Source organism: Bacillus sp. K7 (assembly GCF_053903245.1).
The window spans coordinates 2,830,800-2,855,243 of the sequence record NZ_CP096406.1 but is presented as its reverse complement, the minus strand read 5'-3'; the positions used below and the strand labels follow the sequence as shown (position 1 = coordinate 2,855,243).

General features: G+C 44.9%; 27 protein-coding genes, 1 pseudogene and 1 riboswitch. Of the genes and pseudogenes, 18 read left to right on the top strand and 10 right to left on the bottom strand.

The genetic code is table 11. The features are described from left to right. Positions 1-17 precede the first annotated feature (17 nt). From M1D98_RS14585 to M1D98_RS14560, 6 genes are all read left to right on the top strand, one after another. Complete coding sequence (locus tag M1D98_RS14585; protein ID WP_121643141.1) at positions 18-1,478, top strand: o-succinylbenzoate--CoA ligase; 1,461 nt, start codon at positions 18-20, stop codon at positions 1,476-1,478. Beyond that, positions 1,475-2,590, top strand: a complete 1,116-nt coding sequence (gene menC / locus M1D98_RS14580) for an o-succinylbenzoate synthase (protein WP_121643140.1) — start codon at positions 1,475-1,477, stop codon at positions 2,588-2,590. Before M1D98_RS14585 ends, menC begins: the two co-directional genes overlap by 4 nt. A 285-nt stretch (positions 2,591-2,875) precedes the next feature. Next, the gene (locus tag M1D98_RS14575) at positions 2,876-3,796 is read left to right on the top strand and encodes a metal ABC transporter solute-binding protein, Zn/Mn family (RefSeq protein ID WP_268558854.1); all 921 of its coding nucleotides are present in this window, start codon (positions 2,876-2,878) and stop codon (positions 3,794-3,796) included. An 18-nt stretch (positions 3,797-3,814) separates the two neighbouring features. After that, entirely contained in the window at positions 3,815-4,567 is a 753-nt protein-coding gene (locus M1D98_RS14570) for a metal ABC transporter ATP-binding protein (protein ID WP_121643138.1), read from the top strand. Between the two features lie 5 nt (positions 4,568-4,572). Then, entirely contained in the window at positions 4,573-5,880 is a 1,308-nt protein-coding gene (locus tag M1D98_RS14565) for a metal ABC transporter permease (protein ID WP_268558856.1), read from the top strand. Beyond that, positions 5,870-6,757 (top strand): metal ABC transporter permease, encoded by an 888-nt coding sequence (locus M1D98_RS14560; RefSeq protein WP_010329495.1) that lies wholly within the window; start codon positions 5,870-5,872, stop codon positions 6,755-6,757. The genes M1D98_RS14565 and M1D98_RS14560 overlap by 11 nt, the downstream gene beginning before the upstream one ends. A gap of 18 nt (positions 6,758-6,775) precedes the next feature. Here M1D98_RS14560 and M1D98_RS14555 read toward each other — a convergent pair whose 3' ends face one another. Genes M1D98_RS14555 through M1D98_RS14545 form a run of 3 tightly spaced genes read right to left on the bottom strand, consistent with a single transcriptional unit; the run spans position 6,776 to position 9,403 of the window. After that, entirely contained in the window at positions 6,776-6,934 is a 159-nt protein-coding gene (locus M1D98_RS14555) for a DUF1540 domain-containing protein (RefSeq protein ID WP_010329496.1), read from the bottom strand. Positions 6,935-6,988: 54 nt separating this feature from the next. After that, entirely contained in the window at positions 6,989-8,029 is a 1,041-nt protein-coding gene (locus M1D98_RS14550; protein WP_010329497.1) for a cytochrome d ubiquinol oxidase subunit II, read from the bottom strand. A gap of 42 nt (positions 8,030-8,071) precedes the next feature. Then, entirely contained in the window at positions 8,072-9,403 is a 1,332-nt protein-coding gene (locus tag M1D98_RS14545; RefSeq protein ID WP_010329498.1) for a cytochrome ubiquinol oxidase subunit I, read from the bottom strand. A 205-nt stretch (positions 9,404-9,608) separates the two neighbouring features. On the opposite strand from M1D98_RS14545, the gene M1D98_RS14540 reads away from it, so the two are divergent. Then, the gene (locus M1D98_RS14540; protein WP_003219346.1) at positions 9,609-9,857 is read left to right on the top strand and encodes a type B 50S ribosomal protein L31; all 249 of its coding nucleotides are present in this window, start codon (positions 9,609-9,611) and stop codon (positions 9,855-9,857) included. A 114-nt stretch (positions 9,858-9,971) separates the two neighbouring features. Continuing rightward, positions 9,972-10,535: a carbonic anhydrase gene (locus M1D98_RS14535; protein WP_435576214.1), complete on the top strand. Its 564-nt coding sequence runs from the start codon at positions 9,972-9,974 to the stop codon at positions 10,533-10,535. On the opposite strand, the gene yidD is transcribed toward M1D98_RS14535, so the two are convergent. Further along, entirely contained in the window at positions 10,532-10,759 is a 228-nt protein-coding gene (gene yidD, locus M1D98_RS14530; RefSeq protein WP_010329500.1) for a membrane protein insertion efficiency factor YidD, read from the bottom strand. The two genes, M1D98_RS14535 and yidD, sit on opposite strands and share 4 nt — an antisense overlap. A 127-nt stretch (positions 10,760-10,886) precedes the next feature. Between yidD and M1D98_RS14525 the strand changes: the two genes are divergently transcribed. Further along, positions 10,887-11,360 (top strand): S-ribosylhomocysteine lyase, encoded by a 474-nt coding sequence (locus tag M1D98_RS14525; RefSeq protein WP_010329501.1) that lies wholly within the window; start codon positions 10,887-10,889, stop codon positions 11,358-11,360. A 122-nt stretch (positions 11,361-11,482) separates the two neighbouring features. Beyond that, on the top strand, positions 11,483-11,923 hold the full coding sequence (locus M1D98_RS14520) for a FixH family protein (RefSeq protein WP_268524341.1): 441 nt from the start codon (positions 11,483-11,485) through the stop codon (positions 11,921-11,923). Here the strand turns inward: M1D98_RS14520 and ytzI are convergent. Then, positions 11,917-12,057 (bottom strand): YtzI protein, encoded by a 141-nt coding sequence (gene ytzI / locus M1D98_RS14515; RefSeq protein WP_039074838.1) that lies wholly within the window; start codon positions 12,055-12,057, stop codon positions 11,917-11,919. The two genes, M1D98_RS14520 and ytzI, sit on opposite strands and share 7 nt — an antisense overlap. Before the next feature lie 131 nt (positions 12,058-12,188). Here ytzI and M1D98_RS14510 point away from each other — a divergent pair, with 131 nt between their 5' ends. From M1D98_RS14510 to ytkD, 3 genes are all read left to right on the top strand, one after another. Continuing rightward, on the top strand, positions 12,189-12,626 hold the full coding sequence (locus M1D98_RS14510) for a Dps family protein (RefSeq protein ID WP_010329504.1): 438 nt from the start codon (positions 12,189-12,191) through the stop codon (positions 12,624-12,626). A gap of 167 nt (positions 12,627-12,793) precedes the next feature. Then, a complete protein-coding gene (locus M1D98_RS14505) occupies positions 12,794-13,198 on the top strand; it encodes a phage holin family protein (RefSeq protein ID WP_010329505.1) in 405 nt (134 codons plus the stop codon). A 212-nt stretch (positions 13,199-13,410) separates the two neighbouring features. Further along, positions 13,411-13,887, top strand: coding sequence for an RNA deprotection pyrophosphohydrolase (gene ytkD / locus M1D98_RS14500; RefSeq protein ID WP_010329506.1), 477 nt, complete (start codon positions 13,411-13,413; stop codon positions 13,885-13,887). Between the two features lie 225 nt (positions 13,888-14,112). On the opposite strand, the gene M1D98_RS14495 is transcribed toward ytkD, so the two are convergent. From M1D98_RS14495 to M1D98_RS14485, 3 genes are read right to left on the bottom strand one after another with little or no spacing between them, the layout of a single operon-like run. Further along, positions 14,113-14,925 (bottom strand): ABC transporter permease, encoded by an 813-nt coding sequence (locus M1D98_RS14495; RefSeq protein ID WP_010329507.1) that lies wholly within the window; start codon positions 14,923-14,925, stop codon positions 14,113-14,115. Beyond that, positions 14,900-15,682 (bottom strand): ABC transporter ATP-binding protein, encoded by a 783-nt coding sequence (locus M1D98_RS14490; protein WP_010329508.1) that lies wholly within the window; start codon positions 15,680-15,682, stop codon positions 14,900-14,902. The genes M1D98_RS14495 and M1D98_RS14490 overlap by 26 nt, the downstream gene beginning before the upstream one ends. An 11-nt stretch (positions 15,683-15,693) precedes the next feature. Next, entirely contained in the window at positions 15,694-16,701 is a 1,008-nt protein-coding gene (locus M1D98_RS14485; protein ID WP_010329509.1) for an ABC transporter substrate-binding protein, read from the bottom strand. Positions 16,702-16,851: 150 nt separating this feature from the next. On the opposite strand from M1D98_RS14485, the gene M1D98_RS14480 reads away from it, so the two are divergent. Continuing rightward, positions 16,852-17,625, top strand: a complete 774-nt coding sequence (locus M1D98_RS14480; protein ID WP_010329510.1) for an alpha/beta hydrolase family protein — start codon at positions 16,852-16,854, stop codon at positions 17,623-17,625. A 51-nt stretch (positions 17,626-17,676) separates the two neighbouring features. Next, a complete protein-coding gene (locus tag M1D98_RS14475; protein WP_268558859.1) occupies positions 17,677-17,919 on the top strand; it encodes a DUF2584 domain-containing protein in 243 nt (80 codons plus the stop codon). A gap of 38 nt (positions 17,920-17,957) precedes the next feature. On the opposite strand, the gene pckA is transcribed toward M1D98_RS14475, so the two are convergent. Then, positions 17,958-19,541 carry a phosphoenolpyruvate carboxykinase (ATP) gene (pckA, locus tag M1D98_RS14470; RefSeq protein ID WP_456279672.1) on the bottom strand — a complete coding sequence of 528 codons (1,584 nt, stop codon included), beginning with the start codon at positions 19,539-19,541 and terminating at the stop codon, positions 17,958-17,960. A 197-nt stretch (positions 19,542-19,738) separates the two neighbouring features. Next, positions 19,739-19,876, top strand: a riboswitch (SAM riboswitch). A 167-nt stretch (positions 19,877-20,043) separates the two neighbouring features. Between pckA and metK the strand changes: the two genes are divergently transcribed. From metK to M1D98_RS14455, 3 genes and pseudogenes are all read left to right on the top strand, one after another. Further along, on the top strand, positions 20,044-21,246 hold the full coding sequence (gene metK / locus M1D98_RS14465) for a methionine adenosyltransferase (protein ID WP_003229102.1): 1,203 nt from the start codon (positions 20,044-20,046) through the stop codon (positions 21,244-21,246). A gap of 147 nt (positions 21,247-21,393) precedes the next feature. Next, positions 21,394-23,292 carry an asparagine synthase (glutamine-hydrolyzing) gene (asnB, locus tag M1D98_RS14460; RefSeq protein WP_456279671.1) on the top strand — a complete coding sequence of 633 codons (1,899 nt, stop codon included), beginning with the start codon at positions 21,394-21,396 and terminating at the stop codon, positions 23,290-23,292. 210 nt (positions 23,293-23,502) lie between these two features. Beyond that, positions 23,503-23,664: pseudogene (locus M1D98_RS14455) on the top strand (amino acid permease); the annotation flags it as partial. Between the two features lie 256 nt (positions 23,665-23,920). Here the strand turns inward: M1D98_RS14455 and M1D98_RS14450 are convergent. After that, a complete protein-coding gene (locus M1D98_RS14450; protein ID WP_039074830.1) occupies positions 23,921-24,436 on the bottom strand; it encodes a gamma carbonic anhydrase in 516 nt (171 codons plus the stop codon). Positions 24,437-24,444 lie beyond the last annotated feature (8 nt).

The following is a 24,444-nucleotide window of genomic DNA, read 5'->3' as shown; positions in this document are numbered from 1 at the left end:
ACCTCGGAGATGATGACATGCTGACAGAACAGCCCAACTGGCTCATGCAGCGGGCACAGCTGACACCTGAGAGAATCGCTCTCATCTATGGAAACCAAACCGTAACATTTGCAGAATTGTTTGCGGCGTCTAAGCGGATGGCGGCGCAGTTTGCTGCTCATTCGGTTCGGAAAGGAGACACCGCGGCCATTTTGCTCCAAAACCGTGCCGAGATGGTATACGCCATTCACGCTTGTTTTTTGCTTGGTGTGAAGGCGGTACTTTTGAACACGAAGCTTTCAACACATGAAAGGCTGTTTCAGCTGGAGGATTCCAGGGCTCGCGTTTTAGTGACAGATTCAAGCTTTGACAAGCATCATTATGGGCACATCGTTCAAACCATTGATGTGGATGAATTGATGAAAGGGGCCGCAGTGGAAATTGAGATCCAAGCTTATATGCAATTGGATCAAACAGCAACCCTGATGTATACGTCGGGTACGACCGGCAAGCCCAAGGGGGTTCAGCAGACTTTCGGAAACCATTATTTCAGTGCGGTGTCATCCGCGCTTAATTTGGGTATAACAGAACAAGACCGCTGGCTTATCGCATTGCCGCTCTTTCACATTAGCGGATTGTCCGCGTTATTTAAATCTGTGATCTACGGAATGACTGTCGTGCTTCACCAGCGTTTTTCAGTAAGCGATGTGCTGGATTCTATCAACAGGCATCAAGTGACCATGTTATCTGCCGTGCAGACGATGCTGGCCAGTCTTTTGGCCGAAACAAGCCGCTGCCCTGAATCCATCAGATGCATTCTGCTCGGCGGAGGCCCTGCGCCGCTGCCATTGCTTGAGGAATGCCGTGAGAAAGGATTCCCTGTCTTTCAATCATATGGGATGACAGAGACATGTTCACAAATTGTGACCCTGTCACCGGAATTTAGTATGCAAAAGCTCGGATCTGCGGGTAAACCGCTGTTTTCATGCGAAATTAAAATAGAGCGGGACGGACAGGCATGTAAACCGTTTGAACACGGTGAAATCATGGTCAAAGGCCCGAACGTTATGAAAAGCTATTTTAACCGGGAGAGCGCTAATGAATCATCCTTTCAAAATGGCTGGCTGAAAACAGGTGATCTGGGGTATTTGGACAGTGAAGGCTTTCTATATGTATTAGACAGGCGTTCAGATCTGATCATATCAGGCGGAGAAAATATTTATCCGGCTGAAGTGGAATCTGTGCTGCTCTCACACCCCGCTGTGGCCGAAGCTGGTGTTTCTGGGGCTGAGGACAAAAAATGGGGGAAAGTGCCTCACGCCTTTTTAGTCCTGCACAAGCCTGTAAGCGCAGAAGACTTGACCGCCTACTGCAAAGAACGTTTGGCGAAGTATAAAATTCCTGTGAAATTTTTCCGACTTGATCGCCTGCCGCGCAATGCGTCTAATAAGCTTTTGCGAAATCAGCTGAAGGATGCGCGTAAAGGAGAACTGCTATGATCGAAATAGAGAAAATTACGCTTTACCATTTGAGCATGAAATTAAAAAAACCGTTTAAAAACAGTATTGAAACGCTTCAAGAGCGTAAATTTCTGATCGTGGAAGCCATTGATATATCCGGTGTCACAGGCTGGGGAGAAGTGTCTGCATTCTCTTCGCCTTGGTACACCGAGGAAACCATTGGAACATGTTTGCACATGCTGAAGGATTTTTTTATTCCCAATGTTGTCGGGCGTGAATTCAATCACCCTTCCGACGTGCCGGACAGCCTGGCGCGCTATAAAGGCAACCGGATGGCAAAAGCGGGACTTGAGTCGGCTGTGTGGGATATCTATACGAAAAAGAAGGGCATATCTCTCGCCGAGGCATTGGGCGGGACGAGAGAAAAAGTCCCTGCCGGGGTGGTTGTCGGCTTGGCGCCTCTTGATGATATGCTGAAGGAAATTGAGAGCTATCAAAAAGAGGGTTATCAACGAATAAAAATCAAAATTCAGCCGGGACAGGATGTGGAATTGGTCAAGGCAATCCGGACCAGGTTCCCAAACATCCCGCTTATGGCCGATGCCAATTCCTCCTATGAGCTGAAGGATATCAGCCGCTTAAAGGAGCTTGATGACTATCATTTAATGATGATTGAGCAGCCGCTTCAAGCTGATGACATCGTTGACCACCGCCACTTGCAGAAACATTTGAAAACAGCCATTTGCCTTGATGAAAGCATTTGTTCAGCTGATGATGCGAGACGGGCGATTGAGCTCGGAAGCTGCAAAATCATTAATATTAAGCCTTCCCGTGTCGGCGGCTTAACAGAAGCCTTAAAAATTCATGATTTATGCAGAGATCATCATATGCAGGTTTGGTGCGGCGGAATGCTGGAAACAGGCATTTCCAGAGCCCAGAACGTGGCGCTTGCTTCACTGCCGCAATTCACAATACCTGGTGATATTTCATCGTCATCGCGCTATTGGGATGAGGATATTGTAACCCCTGATATCCGTATTGATAATGGATTTATTTCTGTGTCCAAACAGCCGGGTTTAGGGGTTGAGGTGAACCAGGAAATCATGCGGAAATATGTGACCAAAATGGATGTTTTCACGCAGCATGGATGAGAAAAAAAGCATTTTGGCATTTTGAGAGAATGTCAATGTGCTGTTATAGTAAAAGCGTTCGTTGAATACATCCCTTCTCGTTTGGACCGGCTGCTAACCCAGCCGGTTTTTTTTATATGCAAAATTGCACTTGACAAAAATGGACAAACGCGATAATTTTGCACTGAGGAAACTTTTTGTCCTATCTAAATAAAATATGCTTTTGTCTAATTTAATGTCACATGTCTAAGAAATCAAAACATAAAATAATACCACCGGACATTGATGGCAAAGAGGAGGGAAAATATGAAACAGGGACTGATGGCAGCAGTGCTTTTGGCCTGCTTTGCTTTAACGGGATGCGGGGTTGATTCAGCGGGAAAAAGCGCCGACCAGCGCCTGCAGGTGACGGCAACAACATCCCAAATTGCCGATGCAGCCGAAAACATCGGAGGAAAACATGTGAAAGTTAATGCTTTAATGGGACCGGGAGTCGATCCGCATCTTTATAAAGCGTCACAAGGTGACACGAAAAAATTAATGTCAGCCGATGTTGTCTTGTACAGCGGATTGCATTTGGAAGGAAAAATGGAGGACATTCTCAAAAAGATCGGCGAACAAAAACAAGCAGCAGCAGTTACTGAGGCAATACCGAAAAACAAGCTTATTTCTGCGGGAGAAGGCAAAACGTTTGATCCGCACGTTTGGTTCAGCATTCCGTTATGGATCTATGCGGTGGATGAAATCGAAGCGCAATTCAGCAAAGCGATGCCTGAGCACACGGAAGATTTTAAGAAAAATGCAAAAGAGTACAAAAAGGATTTGGAATATTTAGATAAGTGGTCACGTCAGGAGATTGCAAACATTCCGGAGAAAAGCCGTGTGCTGGTCACCGCTCACGATGCTTTTGCGTACTTTGGGAAAGAGTATGGATTTCAAGTGAAAGGCCTCCAGGGGCTAAGCACAGATTCTGATTACGGATTGAAGGACGTGCAGGAGCTGGTCGATCTCCTGACAGAAAAACATATAAAAGCGGTTTTTATCGAAAGCAGCGTATCTGAAAAATCAATAAATGCAGTGGTGGAAGGCGCTAAAGAAAAAGGCCATACAGTCACGATCGGCGGCCAGCTCTACTCGGATGCCATGGGTGAAAAGGGGACAAAAGAAGGCACATATGAAGGGATGTTCCGCCACAATATCAATACCATTACCAAAGCGCTTAAATAAAGAAAAGAGGTGAAGAATATGTTCCCTGTTGAGCTCGAGAATGTAACGGTCGCATATCATAAAAAGCCGGTTCTGCAGGACATTTCACTGCAAGTGCCTGAAGGAAAGCTAATTGGCATTATCGGTCCAAACGGCGCGGGAAAATCAACCTTGATTAAAACCATTCTTGGTCTTGTGCCCCGGGCTTCAGGAGACATCTCTATTTACGGCAAAGCTTATCAGAATCAGCGGACAAGAATCGGATATGTTCCGCAGCGCGGATCGGTTGACTGGGATTTTCCCACAAACGCGCTTGATGTCGTACTGATGGGACGATACGGGCGGATTGGTTTATTGAAAAGGCCAAAAAAAGCCGATGTTGAATTAGCACAAGCCGCTTTAGAAAAAGTTGGGATGCTTGATTATGCGAAAAGGCAGATCAGCCAGCTCTCAGGAGGCCAGCAGCAGCGGGTGTTTCTTGCCCGGGCGCTATGCCAGGACGCTGACATTTATTTTATGGATGAACCGTTTGCCGGCGTTGATGCAGCGACGGAGCGGGCAATTATGACGCTTTTGGCAGAACTTAAAGAAAAAGGAAAAACAGTGCTTGTCGTCCACCATGATCTGCAGACTGCCGAGGATTATTTCGATTGGATCCTCCTGCTTCATCTAAGAAAGATCGCTTTCGGACCGGCGGAAAACGTATTTACGATCGAAAACCTGCAAAAAACGTATGGAGGAAAGCTGGCGTTTTTAAAAGATAAAGTGCTGGCAGAAGAGCAGAAGGGGTGAGCGTATTGTTTGAAAGTTTGTGGCTGCAGCTCCAGCATCCGAATACACAGTGGGTGCTGGCGGGTACGCTTTTACTCGGGGCGGCAAGCGGGGTTTTAGGCAGCTTTGTGCTGTTGAGAAAGCAAAGTTTAATTGGCGATGCGATGGCCCATTCAGCTCTGCCGGGAGTGTGTCTCGCTTTTCTGTTTACCGGGCAAAAATCATTGCCGTTCTTTTTGCTTGGGGCAGCACTTGCCGGGCTCCTTGGAATGTGGTGCATTCAGCTGATTCCGCGGCTTTCAAAAACAAAAGAGGACTCGGCGATCGGGATCGTTCTCTCTGTGTTTTTTGGCGTCGGAATCATATTGCTGACATATATTCAGCAGCAGGGAGCGGGGAGCCAAAGCGGGCTTGATTCTTTTTTATTCGGCCAGGCGGCTTCATTGGTCAGGCAGGATATCATGCTGATTGCGGGGGTATCGGCAGTTTTGTTGCTCCTTTGTATTGTTTTCTTTAAGGAGTTTACATTCATTACTTTTGATCTTGCGTTTGCAAAGGGATTAGGAATGCCGGTGCGTTTTTTAAACGGGCTTCTGGCTTGCCTGATCGTCTGTGCTGTTGTTATCGGGCTTCAGACCGTCGGCGTGATATTAATGGCGGCTATGCTGATTACGCCTGCCATAGCCGCAAGATATTGGACCGAGCGATTAACAGGAATGATAGTCATTGCCGGTGTCATAGGCGGTGTAAGCGGCGCAGCCGGAACCTTGCTTAGCACGACGATGAAGGGTATGGCGACAGGGCCATTAATGATCATATCAGCAACAGCGATTTTTCTATTTTCAATGATTTGCGCACCGAAGCGGGGATTGGCAGCAAAAACAATAAGGCTGATCAGGCTGCGGCGCAAAACATGCCGGGATCAGGTGCTGCTGACAATTTATGAGCAGTATGAACAGAACGGTCTTGATGTAACGGCTGAAGGTGTAAGAAAGAAAAGACGGCTATCCCCTTCAATATGCCATAAGGTATTGAATGACTTGGAAAAAGAGCGATGCATTGTGCGTATTGAAAAGGGACTTTGGCAAATGACACGGGCCGGAATAGAAAAAGGCTATCACATCGCTTTAAAGCATCGAATGTATGAGGTGTACCTCATGCATGAAATGGAGCTTGCGAATATAGAAATTGATGAGGAGCATTTTGATCCGGATCGTTTGCCTGAGGAAACGAGAGAGCGGCTTTTTTCACTTTTAAAGCTGTATGGACGGATGCCTGAGCTTCAAAAGGCGTCTCCTGAATCAGAGAAGGGACAGATCGCAAATGAGTTTTGAAGCGTGGATTATAGCTACTGGTATATTAGTCGGTGTAAGCTGCGCGCTGATCGGCACCTTTCTCGTGTTGAGAAGAATGGCGATGCTGGCCGACGCGATCAGCCATACAGTGTTGCTGGGCATTGTCGGTGCTTTTCTTGTGACAGGAAGTCTTGACGGGATACCCATGTTAATTGGCGCGGCCGTATCTGGACTGTTAACGGCATTTTTGGTTCAGCTACTCCACAGCAAGGGGGTTCAATCTGATGCCGCTATAGGCGTTGTTTTTACATCTTTATTTGCGGTGGGCGTGATTTTGCTTTCTATGTATGGAGCGAATGTCCATCTCGATATTGAGCACTCGTTAATGGGGGAAATCGCTTTTGTGCCGTGGAATACAATCACGGTATTCGGAGCTGACATCGGGCCGAAAGCGTTTTGGATGCTGGCATCTGTTTTGGTGATAAATGTAGTGTTGATCAGTGTGTGCTATAAGGAGTTCAAAATCGCTTCGTTTGATCCGCAAATGGCTTTAGCGCTCGGTATACCTGTGTTGCTGATTCATTATGTGCAAATGGGCATGCTCTCCCTCACGACCGTGGCTTCCTTTGATTCAGTGGGGGCTGTATTGGTTGTGGCCATGCTGATTGTCCCGCCAGCTGCGGCTCATTTGCTGACAGACCGGCTTCTATATATGCTGATCCTCAGCGCCGTGATTGGAGGGCTGTCGGCAGTTATGGGCTACTTCTTTGCAACATGGCTGAATGTTTCGATTTCCGGAGCGATGGCAGCCATGACAGGTGTATGGTATGCAGGCGCCTTATTGTTCTCACCTGCAAACGGGGTCATGACAAAAAAGATAAGAACACTGAACATGCGAAAAGAAAGAGCTGGCTGACGCAGCTCTTTCTTGTGATTACAAATCATGCGGTTTAAACGTTTTGCAGTCCGTTTCCCGGCTGTTATCAGCCGTTTCACCCGTATGGCTGACCACATAAATGGCATCAGCAGTGCATTTGTTTCCTTTGCCCCAATAAGTACAGTTGTTGACTTCGCACAGAATTTTCTGCTCCATGCCATCCCCTCCTTATTAAAGGTTCTGGCTTAGTATGACCGGCGTACTTGTCCTCTATTCCTCTTGGCGGATATAACGCTTATCCTTCATAAACATTTTCCAGAAGAAAAAGAAACCGGGAAAGAGGATGATAAATGCAACGATATATGTCGCAAATAGCGCTCTGAACGTTGCCGGCTCTGTAAATCCCGACATGATTGTCACATCAGGGTAAATCATGTACGGAAGATGCGCCCGCCCGTACGCATAGCTGGCGAGAAAATACTGTACCGCAATCGCGATAAGTGCAAGCCGCGGCTTTCCGATGTTTTGGCTAAAGCTTTTATTAGGCAGAAAAAGAGCGACTCCCGCAATGACAAATGTAATAAAGGAGGCGATAATCCAAGTGAGATCATTCATCATTCCGCTATACAGCCAGTTTGCTTCATTTCGCAATGTCAGCATAATGCATATTGCAAACAGGAGTGAAATCGGGCCGGTAATTAAGGCGCTTTTTCTGTAAGCGCGGTACGCATCCTGTTCCTCCGCCACATTTGAAAAATCAGCAAGCAGCAGCGAGGACAAGAACAGAGTGGTTAAAATCGCAAACCCGATGAATGAATAGGCGTTCGGGCTTGAAAAGATTTTAGACATATTCAAGTTGTAAATTCCGTCCGTTTTTTCTATAAACCCTCCGTGTGTCACAGGAAGGACCAAAATTAAAATAGCTGGTATGAGAAAACCCGAGATACCGGAAATATATCGCAGTGTTTTTCGTTCTTTCGCTGTGTTTGAAAAAACGAGAAAGCCGCTTCGGATCGCTAAAAGCAGTAAAATCATGCTGCCGGGAATTAATAAAACGGTTCCGAGCACAAATGTCGCGCCGGGAAAAAAGCTGAAAAGCGCCACAACGATGGCCACAATAAAAACGTTTGTGACTTCCCAAGTAGGAGACAGAAATCGGTTCGCAATATCGGTCGCCTTCATGTGCTCCTTGTTTAAATAGATCATAGACCAAAATCCCGCTCCGAAATCCATTGTCGCCATAACGGCGTAGATAAACACAAAGCCCCAGATAATTGAAATGGCGATCAGAGCGTCAGTTGTAATGTCCATTTGTTGATCTTCCTTCCATTTGGTTTCCTGTGTCCGGAATCGTTACGACTCCGTTGCATTTAAATCTTCGTCGACCGGGTGTTTGCGGAAATAGTACAGCAGCACATAAACGACTGCAGCGCCCAACACGGCGTAAACGAATGTGAAAAATAAGAAAAGAATTCCGATCGAGCCGGTCGTCGTCACGACATCCGATGTTTTCTGGAGGTGATAGATGACCCATGGCTGCCTTCCCGTACAGGCGAAAATCCAGCCGAATTCAATGCCGATGATGCTAAAAGGGCCTGCCGTCATAAAAATGACCAAAAGCCACGTTGGGAAACGGTCTTTCTTGAGCACCTTTTTCCATACGATACCGATAATGGAATAGAGAATAAGCAGCATACCAACCCCGACCATCGCATTAAACAGCGTGTGAACGAACAGCGGCGGCCATTCGTCTTTTGGAAACGCATTTAATCCTTTTACAACAGTGTCAAAACGGTCGGCTGCCAAAAAGCTTAACGCCCATGGAATTTCGATGGCCCATTTTACTTTTTCTTCATTCGGATCGGTAAAACCGCCGATCGCAAGCGGGGCGTGAGACGTTGTTTCAAACAAACCTTCGGCCGCGGCTAATTTTTCGGGCTGGTATTCGTGCAGCATCTGAGCTGATTCGTGGCCGTTCAATGCTGTCACCAATGAAAAAATACCGCCAATTGTCAATGAAAGCAAAAGCGCTTTCCGGTGAAAGCGATAGATGTTTTCCTTTTTTCGCGACCGGATCATTTTGTATGCGGCGACAGAAGCGACGATAAAGGCCCCCGTCATAAACGCGGACACGACGACATGGCCGGCGGTGACAAAAAAACTCGGGTTGAAAAACGCGGCCCACGGATCAACATCAGTAATGTTTCCATTTTCCATTTTGAAACCAGCAGGCGTGCCTTCAAAGGCGTGAACATTCGTGATGAGAACAGCTGACGCTGCGGCTCCGACTAACACAAAGAAAACGGCAACAATCCTCATAGCCGGCGACAAGCGGTCTGCGGCGTATACATAGATCGACATGAATAGGGCTTCCACAAAAAAAGCATAAATCTCAATCTGAAACGGCAGGGACATGACTCGGCCGATGACTTCCATAAATCCCGGCCATAGCAGCGCGAGCTGGGTGCCCGCAATGGTCCCGGTCGGTATGGCGACCCCAAGCAAAACGGCTTGTGCTTTTGTCCACCTTTTCGCCATGATCGCATAATGGTCATCTTTCGTTTTTTGATAGACCAATTCAGCCACTAATATCATGAGCGGCAGACCGACCCCTAGCGTTGCAAAAATGATATGAAAGCCCATTGTCGTGCCAAAGAGGCTTCTGGCCAATACTAAATCATCCACAATCGTAAACCACCTTTCTCAAAAGACGTTCTGTATGTATTTTGGGTTTATTATTTGCTTCCTCGTTTAGATTATTCTTCCTATTCTTCAATGCCAGGGGGTTTACGATATGTAAACACAGGGAAGAATGTAAGAAGATTGACAAAATGTTTGCGAAGATATAGAATAAAACGTAATTATTACGATTTGAAAGAAGGAGATAGATATGAAAGAAGGAATTCATCCAAAGAACCACAAGGTCATTTTTCAGGATGTCAACAGCGGCTACCGTTTTCTCAGCACCTCTACTAAAACCTCTAATGAAACGGCAGAGTGGGAAGACGGAAACACATATCCGGTCATTAAAGTAGAGGTCAGCTCTGACACGCATCCGTTTTATACAGGCCGTCAGAAATTTAATGAAAAAGGCGGAAGAGTGGAGCAGTTCAAAAAACGCTATAACATGGGGAAATGAGGCAGACCTGAGGGTTTGCCTTTTTTCATGCGCGGGTTGATTTCGATAAGATGACGAAAAGCCAAATCCTGTGATATATTGAAGAGTAAAAAGACCAGAAAGGATCAACAAGCGATGAGCCTACTAAATGATATTCTCGAATTTAACAAGACATTTACTGAACAAAGAAATTATGAAAAATATCAAACTTCAAAATTTCCAGATAAAAAAATGGCGATTCTTTCTTGCATGGATACTCGTTTGGTCGAATTGCTTCCGCATTCAATGAATATGAAAAACGGCGATGTGAAAATCATTAAAAGTGCCGGTGCGCTTGTGACACATCCATTCGGAAGCATTATGAGAAGTTTGCTCGTCGCAGTGTATGAGCTGAACGCCGATGAGGTATGTGTGATTGGGCATCACGATTGCGGAATGAGCAAAATCAGCAGTGAGAGCATGCTGAAAAGAATCAAAGAAAGAGGAATTTCCGAAGAACGCATCAATACATTAAAGTACTCCGGTGTTGACTTTGATCAATGGTTTAAAAGCTTTGATTCAGTAGAAGCAAGTGTGAAAGACAGTGTACACGTTATTAAACATCATCCGCTGTTTCCAGAAAATGTTCCAGTCCATGGCCTAGTTATTGATCCTGAAACAGGGAAATTGGATCTTATTGTAAACGGCTATAACGATTAATGTTTTCGTTTCTTTTCAGGAACGGGATCGACTCCTCCCGGATGGAGCGGGTGGCATTTCATAATCCGTTTGATGGTCAGCCATCCGCCTTTTAAAGCGCCGTGCGTTTTCAATGCTTCAATTCCATACTGGGAACAAGTCGGATAGAAGCGGCATGTTGGCGGTGTTAGCGGCGAGATGAATTTTTGATATCCTCTAATCAGAGTGATAAATAGGGTTTTCATATGTCTTCAGCAACCTTTCTGATGCCAGTATAAGAAAAAAAACGCAAATTGAAAAGTTATTCGATCATTCTTATCGGAACGCTATGTTATAATGAAATTACATTTTTAAAAAGAGGAGAGTGCCATTATGCCTTCAGTAGAAAGTTTTGAGCTAGATCATAATGCTGTTGTTGCTCCATACGTAAGACATTGCGGCGTGCATAAAGTAGGAACAGACGGCGTTGTAAATAAATTTGATATTCGTTTTTGCCAGCCGAATAAACAGGCGATGAAGCCTGACACTATTCATACACTTGAGCATTTGCTCGCGTTCACGATTCGTTCTCACGCTGAGAAATACGATCATTTTGATATCATTGATATTTCTCCAATGGGCTGCCAAACCGGCTATTATCTTGTTGTGAGCGGAGAACCTTCACCAGAGGAAATTGTTGATCTTCTTGAAGACACAATGAAGGAAGCGGTAGAGATTACCGAAATTCCGGCTGCGAATGAAAAGCAGTGCGGCCAAGCGAAGCTTCATGATCTGGAAGGCGCTAAACGTTTCATGCGTTTCTGGCTGTCACAGGATAAAGAAGAATTGCTGAAAGTATTTGGATAAAGATAAAAAGACCTTTTTGCGCTTATGCAAAAAGGTCTTTTTTGTGACGTATCATTTTTTATGTACCATTTACTGTAAGCGTTTGCTACTATTTAAGTAAACGATGAAAGAAGGGTGATGGCATGAAAAAGAGGTTAGTTGTTCTGCTTTTTTCTGCTTTTTTGCTTAGTGGCTGCGGATCTGGTGAAACCAAAGCAAACACTGCAGCTGAGACGCCTGAGGTGTTGGATGTCAAGCTGACCGGCCCTGAAAAAGTAAATCCCGGAGAAAGTGCCGCATATGAAGCAGCGGTATCATATGGTGACGAAACGGTGACGGACGCCGATGAAGTGGAGTTTGAAGTGTGGAAAGAAGGAGAAAAAGACGCCAGCCACATGTTTAAAGCAAAGCAAGAAAAAGGCGTGTACCGATTGGAAACAACGTTTAAGGAAGATGGGATATACACTGTTCAATCCCATGTCACAGCAAAAAAACAGCATAGCATGCCGACCATAAAAGTCCAAGTCGGGGACGCCGATGCTGCCGGCAATCAGTCTGAAGACGAGCATTCACACGATCATTGACTGTTTGAATCAGAGTTTGGTTCTTGCGGAGGATCGATGGTGTGCTTTACATTGTAGGCTTTTACTGTGGTCCAAATGGTTACAAGCAAAACAGCCAGCACAATCAATATACTTACCGTAATGAGAAGCGCCATGACATTCCACCTCCCGTTTTTTAACAATTGTAGCATAGGAAAGCAAATCGTGACAGATAAGGGTAAAAAAGAGGTTTTAGCGTACGATATAGAGGGTATACATATTCATATAAACAAGGAGGAAGATAATCATGTCAGAACAATTGATTCAAGCAGTGAACAAACAAGTCGCCAACTGGACCGTCATGTATGTGAAACTACATAATTATCATTGGTATGTGAAAGGGAAAGATTTCTTCACTCTTCATGAAAAGTTTGAAGAGTTGTATAATGAAACAGCCACTTATATCGATGATTTGGCAGAGCGTCTTTTGGCGCTGAACGGAAAACCGATTGCGACGATGAAGGAATCCTTGGAAACGGCTTCTGTAAAAGAAGCGGAAGGAAATGAAACAGCTGAACAAATGGTTCAGAGCGTATATGATGATTTCACTGTCATCGCGGAAGAGCTGAAAAGCGGCATGGATTTAGCTGATGAAGTCGGTGACGAAACAACAGGGGATATGCTGCTTGCGATCCATCAAAATATTGAAAAACACAACTGGATGCTGAAAGCTTATCTGGGATAAATGCAATAAAGAAAGGCCGGATGTCTTATATATAGACGTCCGGCTTTTGATATTGTATCTGAAAAAAATAGGCGACAACCAGTCCATTTTTCTGAAAAATCCAATCCGTTCGGCTTGTTTTCCATAGAATATGGTAAGGCCGTTTCTGTGAAAGGATGTTGGTATAAATGGATAGAGACTTTGGCATCTTTTCGTTTTTAACAGTCAGCGTTTCAGCAGCGGGTTTTTTCTTTGGCGGTTTTCAGTATTCATTTCTGATTTTGCTCTCTCTTATGGCAATTGAATTTATCAGTACGACCTTGAAGGAATCGATTATTCACAAGTTGGTGTTTAAAAAGGTATTTGCCCGGCTTGTCAAAAAACTAGTCACGCTGGCTCTGATCTCTGTTTGCCACTTTTTTGATCAGCTGCTGAATGCACAGGGGTCAATACGTGACTTGGCAATCATGTTTTATATTCTTTATGAATCTGTGCAAATTGTAGTGACAGCCAGCTCTCTCGGCATACCTGTTCCTCAGATGCTTGTCGATCTTTTAGACACGTTAAAAAATAAATTCAAGCGCAAACCGTAACTTTTAACTATTCACAGGCCATAATAAAGCCCAGAGCGTCAGTCGCACATTCTGGCAAAAGACACGGCAAAAACCTGTACGAGCTAGTCTATCTGTTTTTTAGACCCTGATGGCGTGCTGGGCTTCCTTATTTTTTGATAAAGGGCTTCCGAAGAAACATAACTGTGGTATGATGTATGGAAGATAGCTAGGAACGGATTTGAGGGATAAACATGTACGAGTTTAAAGATTATTATCAGAATACTGTTCAGCTTTCCTTTGACGATCAGCCTTTCTCGGACAGCCCGAAGCACGTCTGGGTGATTTGCCGTTTTGGCGGCAAATGGCTTTTAACAGAACATGAGGACAGAGGCTATGAGTTTCCAGGCGGGAAAGTAGAGCCGATGGAGTGCGCAGAAGAGGCGGCGCTCCGGGAAGTGAAGGAAGAGACGGGTGCGAGAGTGAAAAGCCTCAAGTACCTCGGACAGTATAAAGTTCTCGGTAAAGAAAAAGTGATTGTGAAAAATATATATTTTGCAGATATAGAAAAGCTTGAAAAGCAAGCTGATTACTTTGAAACGAAAGGCCCGGTTTTGTTTCATGAGCTTCCGGAAAACCTTTCCCGCAATAAAAAATTCAGCTTTATCATGAAGGATTCCGTTCTTCCGATCAGTTTGAAAAAACTGAAAGAAACTGGATGGATTGAATAAAACCCGGCACTTGTGCCGGGTTTCAGATTGTTGACAAAGTCATAAAACGGTTTTCGTTTTATGACTTTGTCATCTTTTCAGCGTGATTGAAAACCTTTGAAGTCTAGGAAGAACGAGCATTGGAGCGCAGCGAATGTAGTAATTCGTGAGCACCAACGCGCAGTACTGACAACGAATGCGAGGGTTTGTCGACACGCTGAAAACCCGGCACTTGTGCCGGGTTTTTTATGTCCTGCCCTTCGTCCATTTCTTTTCCAGCAGCTCTACGCCCTGATACATCAAAGTGGCGAATACGGCGATGATCAGCAGGCTTAAGAAGACGAGCGTAAAATTGAACACTTGAAAACCGTAAATAATCATATATCCTAATCCGATCTTGGAAACAAGGAATTCCCCTACGATGACGCCAACCCATGATAAACCGACGTTTACTTTCAGTGTTGAAATAATGGCAGGGGAGGATGCGGGCAGAATCACTTCTTTAAAAATGGTCCATTTCTTTGCGCCAAATGTTTTCATGACTTTTATATAGTTTTCGTCAATCTCCTGGAAGGCGGTGTATACAACGATGGTTGTGATAATCACGCTGATGATGGCCCCCATCGCAATAATGCTGATCAAACTGGGGCCGAGTGCGACAATCAGAATCGGGCCCAGCGCCACTTTCGGCATTGCATTCAAAATAACAAGATACGGATCTAAAATCCTGGCAAGCCGGTTGGACCACCATAACAAAGCCGCAAGGCACGTGCCCATAAACGTTCCAAGCAAAAAGCCAAGCACCGTTTCAAATAAAGTGACACCGATATGAGACAATAAAGACCCGTCACCGAGCTTCTCCAGCAATAAGTTCCATACAGAAGACGGGGCGCTGAAGATCAGCGGATCGATCCAGCCGAGCCTGCTGGAGATTTCCCACCCCGAGAAAAAGAGAATGAATATGGCAAGCTGAAAGGAATGGACATTCCATTTTTCCTTTTTCTGCTTGAATTGATATTGCTCGTGAAGGAGATCAATGGTTTCTTTGCTGTTTCTCAAGAGAATTCAGCTCCTTCCATATCGTTTGAAACAGCGTTTGGAAAGATGGCTCTTGACGGGCGTCAAAGGGCATCATCGCGGCCAATTCTTTAGGAATGTTAAAAATCTGATGGATGGTGCCCGGCTGATTTGAAAATAAAAAGATCGTATCGCTCATCGCTATCGCTTCTCCAATATCATGAGTGACAAGCACTGCTGTTTTTTGATAATCCTTTAATGTGCGGAAAACCAGGTTTTCAAGTGACAGCTTTGTCTGAAAATCAAGCGCGGAAAATGGCTCATCCAGCAAAAGCAGACTTGGATTTGGGGCAAGAGTCCTTGCAAGCGCGGCCCGCTGGCGCATCCCGCCCGACAGCTCTTTCGGATATTTTTTCTCCACATCTGTGAGACCGAACTTAGACAATAGACCGAGTGCAGCGGCCTTGCTTTCTTCTGTCAACGCGTCGGCGACTTTTAAACCGAGAAGCACATTTTCCTCGATGGATTTCCAGGGAAATAAGTAATCCTGCTGAAGCATATAGCCGATGTTATGTTCTTTTTGATTTGGCTCCCGGCCTTCAATCAGAACTCTGCCTTCCGATGGCTCTATCAAGCCGGCGATAATGGAAAGCAGTGTTGTTTTTCCGCAGCCGCTTGGGCCGAGAAATGAGATAAAATCACCTTTTTCGGCATCGAAATGAATATCACGCACGGCCGTCGTTTTTTCTTTAATAGAAAAATAAGTATGGGTTACATGGTCGACATGTAAGAAAGACATAGATGGGCCTCCTATTTTTCTTCCGAGGTGACTTTTTCGGCAATTTTTTTATTTACAAGTTGATGGTATGGAATGCGCTTCGGGAGTTCTCCCGATTCATCCATAATGGTTTGGAGCAGCTCCCATTCCTTTTCGTTGAGCAGGGGGTCCGGCGAATACGAATCCTGCTTTTTATAGCGTTCAATTGATGTTTCGATGACTTCTGGATCGGTGTCATCAAATTCATCCTTAATGGCTTCCGTGATGTCCTTCGCAGAGTGATTTTCCACCCACTGCTGCGCCTTATAAATGGCTTTTGTAAACTTGACGGCTGTGTCTTCATGTTTCTTCAGGTAGCTTTGTTTCGCCATAAAAGTCGTATACGGAACCTGGCCTGATTCCTCTCCGAATGAAGCCACAATATGGCCGATGCCTTTTTTTTCAAAGAGAGAAGCTTGCGGTTCAAAGAGCTGTACATACTCGCCTGTTCCAGAAGCAAATGCATTGGCGATATTGGCGAAATCTATGTTCTGGATGAGATCAATATCCTTATGAGGGTCAATCTTATGTTTGTTCAGTACATACTCGCCGACCATTTGCGGCATGCCGCCTTTTCTCTGGCCGAGAAACGTTTTTCCTTTCAGCTGATCCCAGTCGAAGTGTTCAGCATCTTCTTTCGCGACAAGAAACGTTCCGTCTGTCTGAGTCAGCTGGGCGAAATTAATGACGGGGTCTTTGGCTCCTTGCGCCTCGACATAAATAGATGTTTCTGATCCGACAAGGGCGATGTCGGAGCCGTTTGATAGAAGCGATGTCATCGTTTTGTCGCCGCCCCATGTCGTGCTGACATTGACATCAAGCCCTTCTTCCTTAAAAAATCCTTTTGACTCTGCAACATACAGAGGCGCGTAAAAAATTGAATGGGTCACTTCAGCTACTTTGACTTTGGTGAGTGTTTCCTCCTGCTTGCAAGCTGCCAGAGCAATCATCAGAAAGATGCTGCCGACACAGGCGCAGCCCAGCCTTAACCATTTATTCACATAGACAACCTCCTTATTTAGCATCAAGTTCATGGCCTTTTTTGCTTTACATATCGTATGATGGGTATAAAAATGTGTGAATGCCTAATCAGGTTCTCTGGATGTAAATATGGAGTAAGGAAAGCATATAGAAAAAAGGAGGCGGCTGCTTTGATTGTTGAGAAAAGAAGATTTCCGTCGCCAAGCCAGCATGTGCGTCTGTATACGATCTGCTATCTTTCGAATGGCTTACGGGTAAAGGGGCTTCTGGCTGAGCCGGTAGCACCGGGACAATATGACGGATTTTTATATTTGCGCGGCGGAATTAAAAACGTGGGCATGGTTCGGCCGGGCCGGATCATCCAGTTTGCGTCCCAAGGGTTCGTTGTGTTTGCTCCTTTTTACAGAGGAAATCAAGGAGGCGAGGGGAATGAAGATTTTGCCGGAGAAGACAGAGAGGATGCTTTTTCTGCTTTTCACCTGCTTCAGCAGCATCCGAATGTCAAGAAGGACAGAATCCATATTTTCGGTTTTTCCCGCGGCGGCATTATGGGAATGCTCACTGCAATTGAAATGGGGCGGCATGCAGCTTCATTTGTTTCCTGGGGAGGCGTCAGCGATATGATCCTTACATATGAGGAGCGGAAAGATTTACGGCGAATGATGAAAAGAGTCATCGGGGGAACACCGAAAAAGGTGCCTGAGGAATATAAATGGAGAACGCCGTTTGGCCAGATAAACAAAATCCAAGCGCCCGTGCTGTTAATCCATGGAGAAAAAGACCAAAATGTTTCAATTCAGCATTCCTATTTATTTGAAGAGAAGCTCAAACAGCTGCATAAGCCGGTGGAGACGTGGTACTACAGTACATTCACACATTATTTTCCGCCAAAAGAAAACCGGCGTATCGTGCGGCAGCTGACACAATGGATGAAAAACCGCTGACGATGAAATATGGTATGATGAAGAAAAAAGAGAACGAAAGGGGATTTCAATTTGGGAATGCCTGTTGAATTTAATACACTGATTGTGACAAAAGGAAAAGAAGTTCGCATAGATGAAAATATATTCACGTTAGAGAAAGACGGATACCGTGTGTATCCGATGGAGATTCCGATCGATGTGCGTAAAACAAAGTTCGGCGAAAAGTCAGGCACGGCAGAAGTGCAGAAGCTTCAATGGGAAGACGGCCGGACTATCATTACGTACAAGCTGACGTCTCTGTATTCCGTCAATTAAAACAAGCCAAGAGCGTAATTGCTCTTGGCTTTTGCTTTTTAAACGAGAGGGCCGCCCGCCTGTGCAATGGCATCTGTATGTCCGAACTTTTTAAAGTTCTCTTTGAATTCATGTGCGAGGCTGACCGCTTTTTCTCTGAATTCTTTCTTGTTGTTCCAAGTGTTTTCAGGCTGAAGGATATGATCAGGAACGCCGGGAACGTGAACCGGAATGTGCAGGCCGAAAATATCGTCAGTCGTCATTTCTGCATCCTCCAATTTGCCTTCAATCGCCGCCTTGACCATCGATCTCGTATAAGAAAGCTTCATACGTTCGCCTGTCCCGTAGCCGCCGCCGGTCCAGCCGGTATTGACCAAGAAAACGTCTGCGCCATGTTCATCGATTTTGTTGCCGAGCATTTCAGCATAGACATGAGCAGGAAGCGGCAGGAATGGTGAGCCGAAGCATGTGGAGAACGTCGTTTCAGGAGACGTCACACCGCGTTCGGTTCCGGCAAGCTTGCTCGTATAACCGCTCAAGAAATGGTACATCGCCTGCTCCTTCGTCAGTTTGCTGATGGGCGGCAGGACTCCGAATGCATCAGCCGTCAAAAATACAATGGCTGAAGGATGGCCCGCTATGCTTGGTGTGACGATATTGTCAATCATATGAATCGGGTAAGCCGCCCGCGTGTTTTCGGTATAGAAGGAATCATCATAATTGGCTTCACGTGTCTCTTCATCCACTACAACATTTTCAAGAACAGACCCGAAGCGGATTGCGTTAAAGATTTGAGGCTCTTTTTCTGCGCTTAAATGAATGCATTTGGCGTAGCATCCGCCTTCGATGTTAAAGACGCCTGTGTCAGACCAGCCGTGTTCATCATCGCCGATCAGTTTGCGGTCAGCATCGGCCGACAGGGTGGTCTTGCCTGTTCCAGACAATCCGAAGAAAAGGGCGACATTGCCTTTTTCACCGACATTGGCGGAGCAGTGCATGGATAGAATATCTCTTTCAGGAAGCAGGAAATTCATAATGGAGAAAATGGATTTTTTCATTTCTCCCGCATATTCTGTTCCGCCGATTAAAATCATACGCTTTTCGAAAGAGACAATAATAAACGTTTCGGAATGTGTGCCGTCTGTTTTTGGGTCCGCTTTGAAATGCGGGGCAGAAAGAATGGTAAACGGCTGTTCAACTGTTTTCTTGTCATTGCCTTCCGGGCGGATAAACAGCTGTCTGGCGAATAAATTATGCCATGCGAACTCATTGACGACGGTGATCGGCAGTCTGTATGTTTCATCTGCTCCGGCGAATCCTTCAAAAACAAACAGCTCATCCCGCTGTTTCAAATAGCTGACAACTTTCGTGTACAGCCGCTCAAACGCTTCTTCTGAAATCGGCTGATTCACCGTACCCCAATCGATCTTATGTTTCGTGTTTTCTTCCTCCACGATGAATTTGTCTTTCGGTGAACGTCCTGTGTAAGCGCCTGTTGTCGCCCGAACGGCACCTGTGGATGTTAAAATGCCTTCGTTTCGGGACAGTACTTTTTCTGTAAGCTGTGCTGCTGATAAATTATGACACACATTTGAACTTGTTAATAAAGCTTGTAAATCAGCGGTTAAATCAACTGAGTTCATATGAAACCTTCCTTTATCGTTTATTTGTGTTTTGCTAATTGTGAATTAGTATAACATATATTTTCAAACAGTCTATACTATTTATCGTTTTTTGTGTGTGCGTTTCCATTGTTTTCCCTTGATATAGGTGCCTATTTCTTCTGAATCATATTGACATTGCAAACCCTTTTACGATAAGATATTTCATTGAGCGGATACTCTTATCCCGAGCTGGCGGAGGGACAGGCCCTATGAAGCCCAGCAACCGGTTTCTCTGTTATTATTATGTTCACCCATGTGAGACAACCAAGGTGCTAACCTGTTGCAAGGTTGTATGATTCCTTGAGCGATAAGAGTGAAAGGCACAAAGACCAAACCCTTTCCTCGATGGAAAAGGTTTTTTTATTTCATAAATATGCCAATTAACATTCTCTAATATAACGTTACATTGTATAAGAGGGAGCGAGTTCCGTATCATATAGACAAGGTCTTTCGGGAGGCCTTGTGCAGGAGGAAGCAAAACATGAGTAAAAATCGTCGTTTATTTACATCAGAATCTGTTACGGAGGGACATCCGGATAAAATCTGTGACCAGATTTCTGACAGCATCTTAGATGAAATTTTAAAGAAAGACCCTAACGCGCGTGTTGCTTGTGAAACGTCAGTGACTACCGGGTTGGTTCTTGTCAGTGGGGAGATCACAACATCTACGTATGTTGACATTCCAAAAACGGTTCGCCAAACCATTAAAGAAATCGGATACACACGTGCGAAATACGGATTTGATGCGGAAACTTGTGCGGTTTTAACATCAATTGACGAACAGTCTGCAGATATCGCGATGGGTGTAGACCAAGCGCTTGAAGCCCGTGAAGGCACAATGAGCGATGAAGAAATCGAAGCGATCGGTGCCGGTGACCAAGGTTTAATGTTCGGTTATGCGTGCAACGAAACGAAAGAGCTTATGCCTCTTCCGATTTCACTTGCCCATAAATTGGCCCGCCGCCTAAGTGAAGTCCGTAAAGAAGATATTCTTCCGTACCTTCGCCCTGACGGCAAAACACAGGTAACGGTTGAGTACGATGAAAATAACAAACCTGTCCGTATTGACGCGATTGTTATTTCAACTCAGCATCACCCTGAAATTACGCTTGAGCAAATCCAGCGCAACATTAAAGAACATGTCATCAATCCGGTTGTTCCTGAAGAGCTGATTGATGAAGAAACAAAATATTTCATCAACCCTACAGGACGTTTCGTTATCGGAGGCCCTCAAGGGGATGCGGGACTTACAGGACGCAAAATCATCGTTGATACGTACGGCGGCTATGCTCGCCACGGCGGAGGCGCGTTCTCAGGCAAGGATGCGACGAAGGTAGACCGTTCTGCTGCTTATGCAGCGAGATACGTTGCGAAAAACATCGTTGCGGCTGAGCTTGCTGATTCTTGCGAAGTACAGCTTGCTTACGCGATCGGTGTTGCACAGCCTGTGTCAATCTCAATCAACACATTCGGTTCCGGAAAAGCTTCTGAAGAAAAACTGATTGAAGTTGTTCGCAATAACTTTGATTTACGACCTGCCGGCATTATCAAAATGCTTGATTTGCGCCGTCCGATCTACAAACAAACTGCTGCGTATGGCCACTTTGGACGTCACGATGTTGATCTTCCGTGGGAGCGTACAGACAAAGCGGAGCAGCTGCGCAAAGAAGCTTTAGGAGAATAATTTTATAGCCGCTTACTGGTTAAGCGGCTTTCCTTTTTTGTTGTTGTATTCATATTTATTTTTTACATAACTGTGAAACCAAATACTATTCACAGCGTCTATAAATAGGGGTTCAATGATGACAATTTTAATTATGGAGGCAATACTATGTGTGGATTTGTCGGGGTTTTTAACAAGCATCCGTTAGCTCAAACCGCTGATCAAGAAGAACTAATCAAACAAATGAACCAAATGATCGTTCACCGCGGTCCTGACAGTGATGGATATTTCCATGATGAGCACGTTGGATTCGGATTCAGACGGCTCAGCATTATTGACGTAGAAAATGGCGGACAGCCTTTATCATATGAAGATGAAACATATTGGATTATCTTTAACGGAGAAATCTATAACTATATTGAACTAAGAGAAGAACTAGAAGCAAAGGGGTATACATTCAATACAGATTCGGACACAGAAGTTCTTCTTGCGACGTATCGCCACTACAAAGAAGAAGCGGCGTCCAAACTCCGCGGGATGTTTGCCTTTCTGATTTGGAATAAAAACGATCATGTGCTATATGGAGCCAGAGATCCGTTCGGCATTAAGCCGTTGTACTACACAACGATTAATGATCAGGTTTATTTTGCCTCAGAGAGAAAAAGTTTAATGGTTGCTCAGAATGAGATTGAAATAGACAAAGAGGCATTGCAGCAGTACATGTCTTTCCAATTTGTTCCTGAACCAAGCACGCTTGATGCCAATGTGAAAAAAGTAGAGCCAGGTTCACAGTTTACAATCCACCCGGATGGCGATATCACATTCAAAACGTATTTCAAAGCGAACTTCAAGCCTGTTCAGACAGAAGAAGACAAGCTAGTGCAAGAAGTCAGAGACGCGATCTATGACTCTGTAAAAGTTCATATGAGAAGTGATGTTCCTGTCGGTTCATTCCTGTCTGGCGGAATTGATTCTTCCTTTATTGTATCCGTTGCGAAGGAATTGCATCCGAGCTTAAAAACATTCTCTGTCGGGTTTGAGCAGCAGGGCTTCAGTGAAGTTGATGTAGCGAAAGAAACTGCCGCGGCATTAGGCATTGAAAATATCAGCAAAGTCATTTCCCCTGAGGAATATATGAACGAGCTTCCGAAGATCGTATGGCACTTTGATGATCCGCTTGCTGATCCGGCAGCGATTCCATTGTATTTTGTTGCAAAAGAAGCGAAAAAACATGTAACGGTTGCCTTATCAGGAGAAGGTGCGGACGAGCTCTTCGGCGGATATAACATTTACCGTGAACCGCTATCCCTTAAACCGTTTGAACGCATTCCGTCAGGCCTGAAAAAGATGCTTCTGCACGTTGCGGCTGTGATGCCTGAGGGTATGAGAGGAAAGAGCCTGCTTGAACGCGGCTGCACGCCGCTCCAAGATCGTTATATCGGTAACGCGAAGATCTTTGAAGAGTCTGTCAAAAAACAGCTGCTGAAGCATTACAATCCGAACCTTTCATATCGCGATGTGACGAAGACTTATTTTACAGAGAGCAGCTCATACAGCGATATCAATAAAATGCAGTATGTCGATATCCACACATGGATGCGTGGGGACATTTTGTTAAAAGCCGATAAAATGACGATGGCAAATTCCTTGGAACTCCGTGTGCCATTCTTGGATAAGGTTGTATTTGATGTGGCTTCGAAAATTCCTGATGAGCTGAAAACGAAGAACGGCACGACGAAATATCTTCTTCGCAAAGCCGCTGAAGGAATTGTGCCTGAACACGTATTAAACCGCAAAAAGCTTGGTTTCCCTGTACCGATCCGTCATTGGCTGAAAAACGAAATGAACGAATGGGTGCGGAACATCATTCAGGAAAGCCAAACGGATGCTTATATCCACAAGGATTATGTCCTTCAGCTTCTTGAAGACCACTGTGCGGACAAGGCTGATAACAGCCGTAAAATTTGGACTGTACTGATCTTTATGATCTGGCACAGCATCAATATCGAAAAACGCTATATGCCTGAAGAGCTGAACCATCAGCCTAAAGAAGTCATCTTTGTATAAACAGACAAGGCTTTCGATTCGTCGAAAGCCTTGTTATTATTCCTGTATTTTCATTATTATTGATTACCCAATCCACACAAAGAATTCAGAAAAATAATTTATTGACATTTTTTTCTAGTGGGAAAGGTAGCAGACAAAAACAAAGCTGCACCGCTGACTCGAAGAAAGGCACATTCCTTTAATGTCTTTAGAAACTGCCTTAATGTGGGGGCATGTTTGGCATTTGTCGTTATTCTGATGGCTTATAGTCCCGATACGAGTGTAGCCGTCATTGTCGGACCGATTTGGTTTCTCATTTTACTTGCCGTTTATTATGCTAAAGGTTTCCACAAGAAAAATGCGGCTGCTGCCAGCGAGCGAAATATCAGTTGACCAAAAGAGCTCCCAATGAGCTCTTTTTTTGTGTGTTCATAGAAAATCTAGAACAGGAAAGAATAGGCATATGTTTTTAACAGGTTGGCTAAAGTTGCGAATCTTGTTTTATGATAAGATAAAAGTCATACGTTTGATCCCATATGTGAATGTTTTATGGAAAAATCAATACCCGAACTCTCATTACATCCGGGTAATCGATGGTTATTGCTTTCAAACATAATTTGAAAAATGGTAAAGTAAGACGAAGCAGGTCTTATGTTTGTTGAAGTGATTTATAATATTGGCCCTTCGCTACATATTCCGACCGTATTCTTTGCATATCTTGCCGGTCTTCTTCCGTCAAAGGGCGGATGACTTTTGCAGGACGGCCAAAGGCGAGATGGCCTGGCGGAATGGTTTTTCCCGGCGGGACAAGACTGCCGGCACCAATAAATGCGCCTTCGCCAATTTCGGCTCCGTCTAATATGATTGAGCCCATGCCGATTAAGGCGTTCTTGCGGATAACAGCGCTATGAAGTGTAACCTGATGTCCTATAGTGGCGTCATCTTCAATGAGAAGCGTCCGATTCGGGCTTTGATGGAGACAGCTTAGATCTTGGATATTGACTCTGTTTCCGATTCTGGTAGGCGCGACATCTCCCCTTATGACAACAGAAAACCAAATGCTGGACTGTTCTCCGATAATGACATCACCGGTAATTGCTGCATTATCAGCTATAAAGGCTGTTGGGTGGATATCTGGCGTGTGTTCCTTATAAGGGTAGATCATAGTATTCA